This window comes from Pseudidiomarina fusca, assembly GCF_032227045.1.
Taxonomy (GTDB): Bacteria; Pseudomonadota; Gammaproteobacteria; order Enterobacterales; family Alteromonadaceae; genus Pseudidiomarina; species Pseudidiomarina fusca.
This window is the reverse complement of record NZ_JANFPJ010000003.1, coordinates 78,426-92,868: the sequence shown is the minus strand read 5'-3', so window position 1 is coordinate 92,868 and position 14,443 is coordinate 78,426. Positions and strand designations below refer to the sequence as shown.

At 48.5% G+C, this 14,443-nt stretch carries 11 protein-coding genes; 3 read left to right on the top strand and 8 right to left on the bottom strand.

The features are described 5' to 3' along the window. Nucleotides 1-250: 250 nt before the first annotated feature. The gene (locus NOG12_RS02150) at nt 251-1,303 is read left to right on the top strand and encodes a Glu/Leu/Phe/Val dehydrogenase dimerization domain-containing protein (protein WP_110075118.1); all 1,053 of its coding nucleotides are present in this window, start codon (nt 251-253) and stop codon (nt 1,301-1,303) included. Here the strand turns inward: NOG12_RS02150 and ydiJ are convergent, their stop codons facing one another. Together ydiJ and ppsA are read right to left on the bottom strand one after the other, a co-directional pair. Continuing rightward, nucleotides 1,304-4,372, bottom strand: coding sequence for a D-2-hydroxyglutarate dehydrogenase YdiJ (ydiJ, locus tag NOG12_RS02145; RefSeq protein ID WP_313932289.1), 3,069 nt, complete (start codon nt 4,370-4,372; stop codon nt 1,304-1,306). It abuts the gene before it with no gap. 39 nt (nt 4,373-4,411) lie between these two features. Beyond that, on the bottom strand, nt 4,412-6,793 hold the full coding sequence (ppsA, locus tag NOG12_RS02140) for a phosphoenolpyruvate synthase (protein ID WP_313932288.1): 2,382 nt from the start codon (nt 6,791-6,793) through the stop codon (nt 4,412-4,414). A gap of 134 nt (nt 6,794-6,927) precedes the next feature. Here ppsA and ppsR point away from each other — a divergent pair, with 134 nt between their 5' ends. Further along, complete coding sequence (gene ppsR / locus NOG12_RS02135; RefSeq protein WP_313932287.1) at nt 6,928-7,755, top strand: posphoenolpyruvate synthetase regulatory kinase/phosphorylase PpsR; 828 nt, start codon at nt 6,928-6,930, stop codon at nt 7,753-7,755. Nucleotides 7,756-7,781: 26 nt separating this feature from the next. On the opposite strand, the gene NOG12_RS02130 is transcribed toward ppsR, so the two are convergent. The 3 genes from NOG12_RS02130 to htpX are packed head-to-tail and all read right to left on the bottom strand — an operon-like array spanning nt 7,782 to nt 10,900. Continuing rightward, nucleotides 7,782-8,615 carry a DUF1338 domain-containing protein gene (locus NOG12_RS02130; RefSeq protein WP_313932286.1) on the bottom strand — a complete coding sequence of 278 codons (834 nt, stop codon included), beginning with the start codon at nt 8,613-8,615 and terminating at the stop codon, nt 7,782-7,784. 32 nt (nt 8,616-8,647) lie between these two features. Next, entirely contained in the window at nt 8,648-10,006 is a 1,359-nt protein-coding gene (locus NOG12_RS02125) for a class II 3-deoxy-7-phosphoheptulonate synthase (RefSeq protein WP_313932285.1), read from the bottom strand. Between the two features lie 18 nt (nt 10,007-10,024). Next, nucleotides 10,025-10,900 (bottom strand): protease HtpX, encoded by an 876-nt coding sequence (gene htpX, locus NOG12_RS02120; RefSeq protein WP_313932284.1) that lies wholly within the window; start codon nt 10,898-10,900, stop codon nt 10,025-10,027. 164 nt (nt 10,901-11,064) lie between these two features. Here htpX and pepE point away from each other — a divergent pair, with 164 nt between their 5' ends. After that, nucleotides 11,065-11,784 carry a dipeptidase PepE gene (gene pepE / locus NOG12_RS02115; RefSeq protein WP_153825664.1) on the top strand — a complete coding sequence of 240 codons (720 nt, stop codon included), beginning with the start codon at nt 11,065-11,067 and terminating at the stop codon, nt 11,782-11,784. On the opposite strand, the gene bioD is transcribed toward pepE, so the two are convergent. Genes bioD through NOG12_RS02100 form a run of 3 tightly spaced genes read right to left on the bottom strand, consistent with a single transcriptional unit; the run spans nt 11,709 to nt 14,437 of the window. Beyond that, entirely contained in the window at nt 11,709-12,458 is a 750-nt protein-coding gene (bioD, locus tag NOG12_RS02110; protein WP_313932283.1) for a dethiobiotin synthase, read from the bottom strand. The two genes, pepE and bioD, sit on opposite strands and share 76 nt — an antisense overlap. 12 nt (nt 12,459-12,470) lie before the next feature. Continuing rightward, a complete protein-coding gene (locus tag NOG12_RS02105) occupies nt 12,471-13,325 on the bottom strand; it encodes a methyltransferase domain-containing protein (protein ID WP_313932282.1) in 855 nt (284 codons plus the stop codon). Then, nucleotides 13,310-14,437 (bottom strand): aminotransferase class I/II-fold pyridoxal phosphate-dependent enzyme, encoded by a 1,128-nt coding sequence (locus NOG12_RS02100; RefSeq protein WP_313932281.1) that lies wholly within the window; start codon nt 14,435-14,437, stop codon nt 13,310-13,312. The genes NOG12_RS02105 and NOG12_RS02100 overlap by 16 nt, the downstream gene beginning before the upstream one ends. Nucleotides 14,438-14,443: the final 6 nt, after the last annotated feature.

Here is a 14,443-nt window from a genome sequence, read left to right as displayed (position 1 = left end):
TTATCAATTTGTTGTTAGACGTTCACTAGGTGAACTAGCAACTCAGATTATCACTGATCGGAGTTGTGCTGGCTACCTACCCTAACAATACTACGCAGATTTGTTACAAACGCAATCATTTCAACTGGGTAATATTTGGTTGCAAAAGTTTACGTTTACGTTAACGTTTTATTTCCGCAATTCACTGGTGAAATACCTAGCAAAGTGATATTGTTCGCGCAATTTTTGGGATGAACGAGGATTACCTAGAATGTCTCTATTCGAACACAAAGAGTTCGACCAACACGAACAAGTCGTGTTTTGTCATGATAAAGAAACCGGCTTAAAAGCGATTATTGCTATCCACGACACCACCTTAGGCCCAAGCTTGGGCGGTACCCGTTTGTGGAACTACGCCTCGTCAGCTGAAGCCTTAACCGACGTGCTGCGCTTATCGCGCGGTATGACTTATAAAAGTGCGATGGCCGGGTTGCCATTAGGCGGCGGTAAAGCAGTTATTATTGGTGATGCTAAAACCATTAAAACGCCTGAGTTAATGCGTGCCTATGGTCGTTTCGTTAATTCTTTAAGTGGCCGCTATATCACTGCTGAGGATGTTAATATCCGTACCAGCGATATTGCCTACGTTGCTGAAGAAACTAACTTTGTCGCAGGAACCGCAGAGAAAGCCGGTGATCCATCACCTCACACTGCACTAGGTACCTATTTAGGCCTTAAAGCGGCAGCTAAACATAAATTCGGTAGTGATAATCTACAAGGCTTAAAAATTGCTGTGCAAGGCTTGGGCGCGGTAGGCTACGATTTCGCTGAATATTGCCATAAAGAAGGCGCACAGCTGTTCGTTACCGATATTAATGAAGAAGCATGTGCCCGTGCAGCGCAAGAGCTGAATGCCACTGTTGTTGGTTTAGACGAAATTTATGGATTAGATGTTGATGTCTATTCACCTTGTGCCCTAGGTGCCACCGTAAATGACGATACTCTGAAACAAATCAAAGCCAAGGTTATTGCTGGCAGCGCCAACAACCAGTTAGCAACGCCAGCCCACGACCAGGTGGTGATGGATATGGGCATTCTGTATGCACCAGATTACGTTATTAACGCCGGTGGTGTGATTCACGTTTGTAGCGAAGCTGCTAACATGAGCCGCGCTGAAACCGACCAGCGTGTGCGTGACATCTACGATACGCTAGATAAGATCTTTGCCCGTTCAGCAGCTGAGAAGCGTCCAACTGGACAAATCGCAGATCAAATGGCACAAGAAATTATCGCTAACGCGAAAGCCGCTAAAACTGCAGGTTAATTACCTGCAGTTTGCTGCTAGCCACTGCAGCGGGTGTAATGCCCGCTTGCTGGGGCTGTGGCGTTCTACTTGACTACGACAAGAAAACCCCGTCGCCAAAGTTACCACCTCTCGCTCAACCTTGTTACGCCAACTCAAATCGTACAGCTTGGTACTAATAGCTTGATTATTGCTTTCATGGCCAAAGGTTCCGGCCATACCACAACACCCCGTGTTAGCCATCGCTAAAGGTATCTGCCATAGCGCAAAAATTTGTTGCCATTCACTAGCAGCCTTAGGCATGGCGGTTTGCTCGGTACAATGGGTGAGCAATTGCAAATCTAAGTTAGGCGTAGCCACTGCTACCCGCTCCACCCTACTGGGCAGCACATCAAGCAACCAAGTTTGACTCAATTGCACCTGATAGTTTAGCGGCTCAGTGAGCACGCTACGGTATTCGTCGTGTAAACAAAGTACGGTAGATGCATCTAAACCTACCATGGGTAACTGCAGTTGACTAACGTGATTAAGCTGTTTTGCTACACGGTTTGCAGTTTTAGCAAAATCTTTTAAATAGCCTTTTACATGCTGGGCCTTACCGTTACCGGCAAAGCGCAACAAGATCGGCTGAAACCCAAGATGGCTGGCTAACGTACCAAATGCCTCCACCAGTTCTGCTTCATAAAAACTAGTAAAAGGGTCTTGCACCACAACCACAATGTTGTCGCGCTGTGCGCTGGTCAAGGTAGTCACATGCGCGGTCAGTTGCTGCTCATCCATGCTCAACCATTGGCGTTGTTGCCAACGCTTATGGAGCGTAGGTACCGACAATTTAGGTGCGTCCACATAGCCAAACCAACGCTTAGTTACCCATCTGCTGAAACCATTGTGAGTCAGCCAATTGGCTAACCGCGGCGCTCGCGCTAAGCCACTGGCCAACGTCTCGACTTGTTTCACTAAGAAGTCTTTAGCTGGACGCCGATACTTATGATGATACCACTCTAGAAACCGCGCCCGAAACGCTGGCACATCAACTTTTACCGGACACTGACTAGCACAAGCCTTACAGGCTAGACAGCTATCCATCGCAGCTTTTACTTCGTGATTAAAATCGTCCGCAAAGGCCCCTGTAACAGCTTTCATGGGATGCCATTTGGCGGCTGGTGGTTGGCTTGCATCAAACCCGTGTTCGGCATTAAGTCGCAGCCATTCACGAATTAACGTGGCACGTCCCTTAGGTGAAAAACGTCTATCGCCGGTTGCTTTAAATGACGGACACATGGCTGAATCGGCATCGTAGTTAAAACATAAGCCGTTACCATTGCAGTTCAGCGCCGGCTGATAACTCTCCTGCACATGAATGGGAATTTGCCGATCATAAAAACCACGTTTCGTCGCATCCACGGACACTAAGCTCGCTGAGCTGCCCCAAGGGGTACAAATTTTGCCTGGATTAAGACGATTATCAGGGTCGAATACAGCTTTGAGCTTCTGTAGTTCTTGATAGAGTTCATCCCCAAAGAACTTTGGCGCATACTCAGAGCGGTAGCCTTTACCGTGTTCGCCCCACATCAAGCCACCGTACTTGGCAGTTAGTGCGGCTACTTGATCACTGATTTTTCTTAGTAGCTGCTCGTCATCAGGATTGGTCATGTCGAGCGCTGGACGCACATGCAACACCCCCGCATCTACGTGGCCAAACATGCCATAATGCAGTTTCTCGCGATCGAGAATGGCACGAAATTCTAAAATAAAGTCAGCCAAATGCTCGGGTGGGACTGCCGTATCTTCCGCGAAAGCAACGGGTTTACGACGACCTTTGGTAGCCCCTAACAAACCGACTGCTTTCTTGCGCATGGCATAAATATTTTGAATACTCTTGCCATCGGCACAAACCTGATAACCAATAATGCCCCGCTCTGGTTGGTTAGCGATCAAGTGCTCAAGCTGCTGGCAAAGAGACGCTACTTTGTCATCGATATCCGCTTTCGCAACCGCAGTGAATTCAACCATATTAATGCCGCGCATCGGCATATCGGCAACATCTTCTAATTGGCTAGCAACTTGATGCCAAATAATATCATTGCGGGCTAAATCTAAAACGTTGCTATCAATGGTTTCCACTGAAGTAGCACGTGCCTGCACTAAGGCTGGGGCATGCCGCAGAGCCGATTGAAAATCATCATACTTAACATTAACCAACACCTTGTGCTGCGGAATCAAGGTTAAGTTCAGTTTAGCCTCAACGATGATCGCAAGCGTTCCTTCAGAGCCGGCTAAGAGCCTTGAAAGGTCAATGAGTTGTCGGTCTTCATCATAGCAATGCTTGAGATCGTAGCCGGTTAAAAATCGATTTAAAGGCGGGAATTTTGCACATATAGCAGCTCGTTTATCAACGCAAGTCGCTAGAACTTGTCGATAAATGGCAGCTTCTAAGGTCTCTCCACGAGCTTTTTCTTGCGCTTGTTGCAGGCTTATTGGCGCTGTGTGTAGCACCTCGCCATTAAGTAAAACTGCACGCAATTCTAAGATGTGATCACTGGTTTTACCATACACTAATGAGCCTTGTCCGGAGGCATCGGTATTGATCATGCCGCCAATCGTGGCGCGATTACTGGTGGATAAATCAGGACTAAAAAAATAGCCGTGCGGCCTCACTGCGTCGTTTAACGCATCTTTAACCACACCGCTTTGACAGCGTACCCAAGCCCGTTCTGGGTCAATCTCTAACACCTGATTAAAGTAGCGGCTTAAATCGATAACAATGCCAGCCGTTAACGACTGCCCGTTGGTACCAGTACCGCCGCCTCGAGGCGCAAATTGAATACTTCTGAACGCATCTTGCTGCGCCAGTTGAAAGGCTTGTTGCAGTGCTGCTTGCGTCCGAGGATACAGCACCGCTTGCGGCAATTGTTGATAGACGCTGTTATCAGTAGCCGCAATCAAGCGGCCACTGTAGGAACCATCTATATCGCCGTCAAACTGAGCGCGTTCTAGTTCTAATAAGTAGGCCTGATAAACACTTTGCATGCGTTGTTGACGCCGTTCATAGGCTGCATAACTAGGTAACTCGTTAACTACTTGAACCATAACGCGCACTGTTCCTTTATTGAGGCTATTGAAGCCTGCTTAACCGTGGTGTTCCGCTAGATACAACCAAGTTTCAACCACAGTATCAGGATTCAATGACACTGAATCTATCCCCTGCTCAACCAACCAAGCAGCAAAATCCGCATGATCCGAAGGGCCTTGGCCACAGATACCCACGTATTTGCCTTTGCGCTTAGCCGCTTGAATAGCCATGGCTAGCATGGCTTTTACCGCTTCATCGCGCTCATCAAAAAGATGAGCAATCACGCCAGAATCTCGGTCTAAGCCCAAAGTTAACTGAGTTAAATCATTAGAACCGATAGAGAAACCATCAAAAATATCCAAGAACTGATCCGCTAGTAAGGCATTTGATGGTAATTCACACATCATGATCACTCGTAAGCCACGCTCACCTTGCACCAGTCCTTGCTCGGCTAAGAGTTCAATGACTTTACGGCCTTCCTCTAAGGTACGCACAAACGGGATCATCACCTCAACGTTAGTAAGGCCCATTTCATCGCGCACTCGTTTGATCGCTTCACACTCCATCGCAAAGCATTCACGGAATTCCGTTGAGATATAACGTGATGCTCCGCGGAAACCAAGCATGGGGTTTTCTTCGTGCGGCTCATACTGGCGGCCGCCAACGAGATTAGCGTATTCGTTAGATTTAAAATCAGACATACGAACAATCACCCGCTCAGGTGAGAATGCCGCCGCCAAGGTCGCAATACCTTCAGTAAGCTTACCCACGTAGTACTCACGAGGGCTCTCGTAACCAGCCATATAGCCGCGAATTTGCTCTTGTAATTCAGGCGTTTGCTGATCAAAATTCAGCAAGGCTTTAGGATGCACACCAATCATTCGATTGATGATGAATTCTAACCGTGCCAAGCCAACGCCCGCATGCGGCAAGCTAGCAAAATCAAAGGCGCGGTCCGGGTTACCCACGTTCATCATGATTTTTAATGGCAACGCTGGCATATCACCTACATCAGATGTAGTTACGGCAAAATCTAACGCACCTGAATAAATGTAACCGGTATCACCTTCGGCACAGGACACAGTGATTTCGCTACCAGCGGCAATGCGATCGGTGGCATCACCACAACCCACCACTGCCGGAATACCTAACTCGCGCGCAATAATAGCTGCGTGACAGGTACGGCCACCACGATTGGTTACAATCGCCGCTGCCCGCTTCATAATAGGTTCCCAATCTGGGTCAGTCATGTCGGTTACTAAAACATCACCAGGTTGCACTTTATCCATTTCGGAAATATCGGTGAGTACGCGGGCTACACCAGCGCCAATTTTTTGACCAATGGCGCGACCTTCGGCCACAACGCTACTCTTAGTATTCAGCGCATAGCGCTCTAGTGCTTGACCGGTTTTATTCGACTGCACCGTTTCTGGGCGTGCTTGAACGATATAGAGTTTGCCATCAATACCATCTTTGGCCCATTCGATATCCATTGGACGGCCGTAATGCTGCTCAATGATAACGGCTTGTCTTGCAAGGGCTTCAACTTCGGCATCGCTAATCGAAAATTGTTGAGCCTGCTGAGGTGCTACGTCAACGATACTCACTTGTTTACCGTGAGCGGTGGCATCTGAGTAAATCATCTGCACTTTTTTGCTGCCAAGGTTACGGCGCAGCACTGCTTTGCGACCCGCTTTCAGGGTAGGCTTATGCACATAAAACTCATCTGGATTGACTGCGCCTTGCACAACCATTTCGCCCAAACCATAAGAAGAGGTAATAAAGACCACTTGATCAAAACCTGATTCAGTATCAATCGAGAACATTACCCCAGAGGCAGCGATATCACTACGCACCATACGTTGAATCCCGGCTGACAGAGCAACGCCGCGGTGGTCATAGCCTTGGTGTACGCGATAAGAAATAGCGCGGTCATTGAATAACGATGCAAACACGTGTTTGATGGCTTCCATGATGGCATCAATACCACGTACGTTTAGAAAGGTTTCTTGCTGGCCGGCAAATGAGGCATCCGGCATATCTTCAGCCGTAGCTGAGCTGCGCACCGCAAAGCTAACTTCAGCGTTGCCACCACTCAGATCCTGATAGGCAGCTCGAATCGCTTGGTCTAACTCAGGCTGGAATGGCGTTTCAATCACCCATTGGCGAATTTGCTTGCCCGCCTCAGCTAAGGCTTTAACATCATCGGTATCGAGCGTATCTAAAATAGCGTGAATACGTTCGTTTACCCCACTTTGCTCGAGAAACTCGTTAAAAGCTTCTGCTGTGGTTGCAAATCCGTTTGGCACATCGACCCCGGCTCCGGCTAGGTGACTAATCATTTCACCTAAAGAAGCGTTTTTACCGCCAACACGGCCGACATCATTCATTCCTAGCTGATCATACCAAAGCACATAGTCTTGTACGTTGTTCTGCACGTTGAGTTCCTCGTGAGGTTTTAGGCGTGACACAGTTACATTTTTGTAACTGTCCGAATGGCTTTATATTTTACACACTGGGGGGCAACAAGTTAACATCTTATGTACTTTTATCTGCTAGGAATTTGCCCTTTATGCGCACAATCTTTTACATCTCAGACGGTACGGCGCTAACCGCTGAGGCTTTTGGTCGCGCTATGCTGTCGATGTTTCCTTTAAAAGTGATTCATAAGACCCTTGCTTTTATTGATACAGAAGCGAAAGCTACGGCTGCGGTCAATAAAATTAATCAGGCTTACGCCGACTCTGGCGAACGTCCTGTCATCTTTCACACCTTTGTCAGTATCGACATAAAACGTATCATCATGTCGAGCCAAGGCAGCTGCTACGACTTCTTAGATTATTTTGTGGCGCCCCTCAGTAAAGAGCTTGGTATTCCAGCCCAACCCAAAACCCATCGCACCCATGGTATTCAAGAGGACACAGGCGTGCGCGAAAACTACGATTTTCGGATTGATGCGGTGAATTATAGTCTAGCTAACGATGATGGTAGTAACGTCGCGAATTACGACGAGGCTGATATCATTCTGCTGGGCGTTTCTCGTACCGGTAAAACCCCTACCAGCCTATACTTAGCTCTGCATTATGGCATTAAAGCGGCGAACTATCCGTTAACCGAAGATGACAATATGGAAAACTTGCAACTGCCTAAGGTGTTAAAACCCCATCGTCATAAAATTTTTGGTTTAACCTTAGACCCACAACGGTTACACGAAATACGCAGCAAGCGCCGTGAAGGAAGCACCTACGCGTCATTGCCGCAGTGTCGATTTGAATTGCAGGAAGTAGAAAAAATGTACCGCCGTGAAGCCATTCCATTTTTGGATTCAACGCGCTTTTCGGTAGAAGAGATTGCCGCTAAAATTTTGGCCGAGACCAATATAGAAAGACACCGGTTTTAACCCGGTGTCTTGCTATTTATGACGCTTTACATTTCTTGTTCGGCACGCACGTTGGTGCTTTCAAAGATTTTATCGGCAGAAGCAGCAACAAAGCCGGTATAAAGGCGGTTAGGAGCTATTTCGTAGCGTTTAGCAAACTCGTAAAAGCAACTAGGAATGGTTTTTTCCATATCGCTAAAGCGCACTAACGTATGGTCTGCTAGCGTTGACGACTGCTCTAAAAACACTTCTTTTGAGCCTTTGATTTCGCCGCCTGAAGTATTCAATTTAAATCCCGCTTCTTTCAAAGTTTGGTTAACTTGCTCGAGCGATTGATAATCAGGTAGCTCATTCACGTTTACGGTGAAATGGTTGGCGCGATAACCAAAGGCCGCCATCCAAGCTGCATATTCACTTTCAGCTAACAGCTGTTCGTAGTCAGCACTGCTGATTTGCCAATGGGCACCCGAATAAAGAAAGTCTGGGCTGGCCACGGCTGCCGGATCAATTTGCGCAACCAGATTGCGCACAATGGTTTGCAGCGAGTCAGAGAATTCTTCCACTAATAACTCTGAAATGAAGATCTTGGGTAGCGCCGGATTGCTGTGCTCGTAATGCTTAGCAACCAACTTCTTGGCTTCAAAATGATAATCTTCACAAGCTTGATAGCCCATTGCCTCAAAGTGCTGAGCCAACGTTGCTAAGCGTACTGGCGCGATATTAAAGGTACGAAAGGCAACATGGTCATTAATAATTTCACGACCTTTGCCCAGTACTTCATGAACCTTTGCTGCAGATGGCGTTAACTTAATATAGTCTTGCCATAAGTTATTAAAAAATTCAGTAACTTGCTCTGTAGTTTCAACCTGTGCCTGTGACATATACTGCTTTAACCTCGAAAATGTCAAAAAATTTAACCGCGACCTTGGCGCGCTTCTTTCAATGAATCAGCGACTAAAAAGGCTAACTCTAACACTTGATCCGCATTTAACCGCGGGTCGCACTGGGTGCGATAGCGCTGTGTTAAGTCTTTTTCACTGATTTGATAAGCGCCGCCGGTACACTCGGTAACGTCTTCGCCCGTCATTTCTAAATGCACCCCACCTGGGTAAGTGCCTTCCGCCTGATGCACAGCAAAAAACTGTCGCAACTCTTGGTGAATCGCATCAAAGTTACGAGTTTTTAAACCGTTATCAGCCTTCACCGTATTACCATGCATAGGATCGCTCGACCACACCACATGACGGCCTTCGGCTTTCACTTTGCGCACCAGATGCGGCAATGCTTCGGCCAGATTATTCGCCCCCATCCGGGTGATCAAAGTCATCCGGCCGGCTTCATTCTCTGGATTAAGCACATCCAACAATCGGATCACATCATCAGGCTTGGTGGTTGGACCTATTTTAACACCGACTGGGTTATGAATGCCACGCATAAACTCTACGTGAGCGTGATCTAATTGACGCGTGCGCTCGCCTATCCAAACCATGTGAGCCGAACAATCATAGGGCAAGCCAGTAAGCGTGTCGGTACGGGTTAAGGCTTCTTCGTACGGCAGTAACAGAGCCTCATGTGAAGTGAACAACTGGGTTTCGTGAATAGTGGCATTGGTGGCCGAGGTGATCCCCAACACTTCCATAAACTTCAGCGCTGATTGGATTTGTTCCGCTACTTGTAAATATTGTTCTTTCAGTGGATTAGCTGCCACAAAGCTCATATTCCATTTATGCACCTTGTGCAAATCAGCAAGACCACCCTGCGCAAAAGCACGCAATAGATTCAAGGTAGCAGCTGAATGATGATAAGCCTGCAACATCCGTTGCGGATCAGCAATCCGTTGGCCTTCGTTAAAATCAACTCCATTAATAATATCACCACGATAAATCGGCAGCTCTACACCGTCCTGGGTCTCGGTGTCGCTGGAGCGCGGTTTAGCATATTGGCCAGCCATGCGAGCAACCTTGGTCACCGGGCATGAGCCAGCAAAGGTCATGACGATCGCCATCTGCAGAATCACCTTGAAGGTATCGCGGATTTTCGGCGCAGTGAAATCACTGAAACTCTCGGCACAATCGCCACCTTGCAGCAAAAAGCCCTGGCCCAAGCTCACCTGTGCCAACTGTTTGCGTAGGGCTCGAATTTCTTCGGCAAAGACCAACGGCGGAAAACTTTTTAATTGCTGTTCTACTTGCTGCAATTGTTGCGCCGAAGGATACTGCGGTTGCTGCTGAATTGGTTTATCCCGCCAGCTACGGGCACTCCAATGGGTCATTCTCTTTCCTATTGATGATTAACGGCCTTGTTGTAAGGCTTGAATACGTTTAGCTAACGGTGGATGACTCATAAATAATTCACTAAAGCTGCGTTTGGTTTGAATACCGAAAGCCATCATAGAGCCATCCAGAGTTGACTCTGGAGCACCTTGTAGGCGGCGCAGCGCTGCCACCATTTTATGCGCACCGACGAGTTTGGCAGCGCCAGCGTCGGCCCGAAATTCGCGCTGACGTGAAAACCACATGACAATGATACTGGCCAAAATACCGAAGACCAATTCTAACACCATCACAATAGCAAAGTAGGCAATACCACCTAAACCTTGACCATTCTGAGAATTACTGCGGGTTGCATTATCAATCACGCTCGCAATTACTCGTGCAAAGAAAATGACAAAGGTGTTCACCACCCCTTGAATGAGGGTCAAAGTAACCATATCGCCATTGGCGATATGACTGATCTCATGGGCTAGTACGGCTTCCACTTCGTCTTGGGTCATATTGCGCATAAGCCCGGTACTTACCGCAACGAGCGAGCTTTTTTTACTGGCTCCGGTTGCGAATGCATTAGGCTCAGGCGAATCATAGATGGCCACCTCTGGCATCGGAATTCCGGCCTGTTGACTTTGCCGTTGTACGGTTCGTAATAACCATTGCTCCGTTTGATTGCGAGGCTGACTAATCACCTGTGCACCGACAGCGCGTTTCGCCATCCACTTTGACATAGCCAATGAGATAAAGGCGCCACCAAAGCCGAATACGGCAGCAAAGATCAACAAACCGCTGTAACCCGAGGTATCAACACCTAAAGCTGGCATAAGAACATTCATGACCACACCCAAAACCAACAAAATGGCAAGGTTAGTGGCTAGAAATAATGCAATCCGCAACATACTGAATTTACCTCTAATAAAATCCTACGGAACACCCGTACAAAATTGCCTGAACGTAGCCTTGTTATAGGGTTAAAAGTATCTAAAAACAAGGTCTTTAACTGCTTTTTTCAGTCAATTCTGTTAGCTTATAGCGTATCTTTTAACGCTGTCGGAGTACTCACATGGCAAATCACTCAAAACTTTTATTAATGAGTAGCTCAAAAGCTGGCCAAACGGATTATCTAGAACACAGCAAAGCTTGGCTACGCGAACATTTTGCCAGCGCCAGTAAAGTGTTGTTTATACCCTATGCGGGGGTTGGCTTGGGTGATACCGCCTACACGGCCAAAGTAGCGGCAGCCTTGGCGGACTTACCCTTTACCCTAGAAGGCATTGAGAGCTTTAGTCATCCACAACAAGCCGTGTATGAAGCCAGTGCCATCATGATTGGCGGTGGTAACACCTTTCAGTTGCTCAATCGGCTCTATCAACATGACTTACTCAAGCTTATTGCTAATAAAGTAGCTGCCGGTATGCCTTATGCGGGTTGGAGTGCTGGCGCCAACATTGCCGGGCTTACTATTCGTACCACCAACGATATGCCGATCATCGAGCCGCCATCGTTTAAGGCCCTGCAGTTGGTACCTTTTCAATTAAACCCTCATTACAGTGACTATCAAGCCCCTGGCTTTCATGGTGAAACCCGTGATCAACGCTTGGCTGAATTTATGCTGGTTGATCCTGCAACACCGGTATTGGCGATCAAAGAAGGCACTGCCTTGAAAGTTACTGGCGACACCATGCAACTGTTAGGACCGCATCCTGGCTATGCCTTCTTAGCAGGCGACAAGCTTGAATTGGCGGCCAACAGCGACTGCAGTAATTGGTTAGTTGCTAAGTAATCAACCAAGTGCCCTTGGCGCCAAGTCGGACAATAGGGCAAAACACCTAAACAAGGTGCTGATAGGCGCTGCTCTAAGCTGGCGATATTTGCGGCTTGTTCGACCATCGGCTGCGGCTGCGGTTGGTTCGCCACCCAGCCAACTAAATTGGCACCACTGGCACTAATGGCCGCAGCTGTCAGTAACGCATGATTAATACAACCGAGTTTTAGCCCTACTACCAGGATCACTTGAGCTGCAGACTGCACAGCAATATCTGCCATGCTTTGTTGTGCATTCAGCGGGACTAACCAGCCACCGGCCCCCTCAATCACTAGAACCTCAGCCGGCAACTGTTCTAATGTTCTGATATGCTGCAAAATATCAGCCAACACTAACTCTTGTTCCGCATGCTCGGCAGCGATATGGGGGGCGATAGGTTCTGCAAAGCAATAAGGGTTAACTTGGTCGTAGGTTTGCTGATGAGAGGTTGTTGCCAGCGCTTGCTGCAAAGCTTCGGCATCATCATTCATCCACCGCTCTTGGCCTTCATGCAGCCGCCAGGTAGCACCAGCGGCTACCGGTTTTAGTGCGAGACAACGCCGGCCCTGTGCTTGTAGTGCATGCAACAAGGTCACGCTAACCACAGTTTTACCAGCGTCAGTATCGGTTCCTGCGATAAACAATTTATCCATGGTTGGCTCTTATCAATCTGTCTGTTTGGTCATTTTCACTAGCGCCACTTGCCAGTGTAGAGGCAATCGGCCTTGCTCATTACGATACTTAGCCATTTTGTCCTGCAAAGCCTGTAACTTAGACTTACTTAACACGGACGGTAACTGCGCCTGGTGCTGCCACCTATTGACGTCGCCACGGTAGGTGGCCCCTATCCCCTGTAAGTCTTTCAACATAGCCAGCACCGAATCATTCATGATCGTCACTGGTAGTCGTTTAAACTCAAGCTGCCAACCGGGTAAAGCGGCTAATAATTGCCGCAATTCGGTTTCACTATAGAATTGCCGATGGCTCCATTGCCCACCTTGTAAGGCTTGTAGTTCTGCTCCCAACGGCTGCATCGAACCCTCTAGTAAGGTACTGAAGACTAAACAGCCTTGCGCACGCAGCAGAGCATGAAATTGAGTGATGGTGGCTACCAAATCGCCAACCCATTGCAACGATAAATTGGCAAAAATAGTATCCACACAGGCAGCAGGCAAGGGTAAAGATTCAGCGTCGGCGATCAGCCAATTAACTGCGGTGTGTTGATGCTCAACGCTGCGAACCTGGCGTTGTGCTTCTGCAATCATGGCTGGGGCAATATCTACGCCAAGGTAACCGGTGCTCAGGGCCACCAAAGCCATGGTATTTACCGCCGGACCGCAGCCTAAATCAATCACTTGTCCTACCTTGGCTGGCAGCAACTGAAGTAACTCCTGCGCACAACGTTGTTGTAACTCGTTATGCTGTTGATACGACTTAGCCGCTCGACCAAAACGTTGCGCTACTTGCTGCTTACCCGCCGTTAGAGCCAGGCTCGGCAAGGGCGTTAATGCTGCAGACATTGGGCTAGCTCCTGCATCAATTGCGTCAGCACCGCCGGTGTATGGCTGGCACTTAGGGTTAGTCTTAGCCGAGCTTGCCCTGGCGGCACCGTGGGCGGACGAATCGCCGCCACGACAAAACCTCGATTGCGTAAGTGTTGTTGTAGCTGCAACGCTTTGCTATCGGTCCCCACCGGCACCAGTTGAATGGCCGTATTGGTGGCTGCCATAAGGGGGATGCCGTACCCAGCTGCGAGCCGAGAGACATGGGCGATATTTTCTTGCAAGCGCTGGCGTAACGAACTGCCTTCTGCCGATTGCACCAGCTTAATTGCGGCACTCACCGCTGCTGCTTGCGCCGCACTTATTGCCGTCGAATAAATGTACTCTCGGGCATGATTATGAAGATAGTCAATCACAGCTGTGGGCGCTAACACTGCTGCACCGCCTACCCCCAGCGCCTTACCAAAGGTCACCATCAGCAGCGGCAATTGGCGTTGATTCATCACCCCACCAATGCTGCGACCGTCGGCACCAACCACGCCGAGACCATGCGCATCGTCGACATAAAGATCGGCATGTTCCGCCACTTGCCGCAGTTGTGCTAGACAGGGACTGTCGCCGTCCATACTAAAGACACTCTCGGTTACAACTAAGTGCGCCTGATCTGTCGCCGTTAATTCAGGCAGCAAAGGCGCCAACCGATTATGAGCAAAACGCTGCCAGCGCACCCCACTAGCGCGCATGCCATCAATAAGCGAGGCATGCGCTAAGCGGTCGACATGGATTTTGCTGTAGAGTTTGCCAAGCTGCAGCAAGCTACTAAAATTGGCCGCGAAACCACTACTAAACAGTAAGACATTATCGCGTTCCAACCAGTCAGCTAATTGTTGCTGCAAGTAAAGATGCGGCGATTGGGTGCCGCACACTAACGCCGAACCACCACTACCCGTACCATATTGCTGCAACGCTTGCTGGTAGGCAGCAATAACTTGGGGGTGTTCGCTCAAACCTAGATAATCATTACTAGCTAGCAACACCCCTTGAGGTCGCACTTGCGGTTGACGCCAACGTTGTTGCTGTTGGCGCTGAGATGCTGCGTGTTGCAGCGCATCAGTTACCTGCCGATGCATCTCGCC

Coding starts and splice junctions, on each gene's coding strand:
- NOG12_RS02150 (WP_110075118.1), top strand. CDS start 251: ATGTCTCTATTCGAACACAAAGAGTTCGACCAACACGAACAAGTCGTG.
- ydiJ (WP_313932289.1), bottom strand. CDS start 4,372: ATGGTTCAAGTAGTTAACGAGTTACCTAGTTATGCAGCCTATGAACGG.
- ppsR (WP_313932287.1), top strand. CDS start 6,928: ATGCGCACAATCTTTTACATCTCAGACGGTACGGCGCTAACCGCTGAG.
- NOG12_RS02130 (WP_313932286.1), bottom strand. CDS start 8,615: ATGTCACAGGCACAGGTTGAAACTACAGAGCAAGTTACTGAATTTTTT.
- NOG12_RS02125 (WP_313932285.1), bottom strand. CDS start 10,006: ATGACCCATTGGAGTGCCCGTAGCTGGCGGGATAAACCAATTCAGCAG.
- htpX (WP_313932284.1), bottom strand. CDS start 10,900: ATGTTGCGGATTGCATTATTTCTAGCCACTAACCTTGCCATTTTGTTG.
- pepE (WP_153825664.1), top strand. CDS start 11,065: ATGGCAAATCACTCAAAACTTTTATTAATGAGTAGCTCAAAAGCTGGC.
- bioD (WP_313932283.1), bottom strand. CDS start 12,458: ATGGATAAATTGTTTATCGCAGGAACCGATACTGACGCTGGTAAAACT.
- NOG12_RS02105 (WP_313932282.1), bottom strand. CDS start 13,325: ATGTCTGCAGCATTAACGCCCTTGCCGAGCCTGGCTCTAACGGCGGGT.
- NOG12_RS02100 (WP_313932281.1), bottom strand. CDS start 14,437: ATGCATCGGCAGGTAACTGATGCGCTGCAACACGCAGCATCTCAGCGC.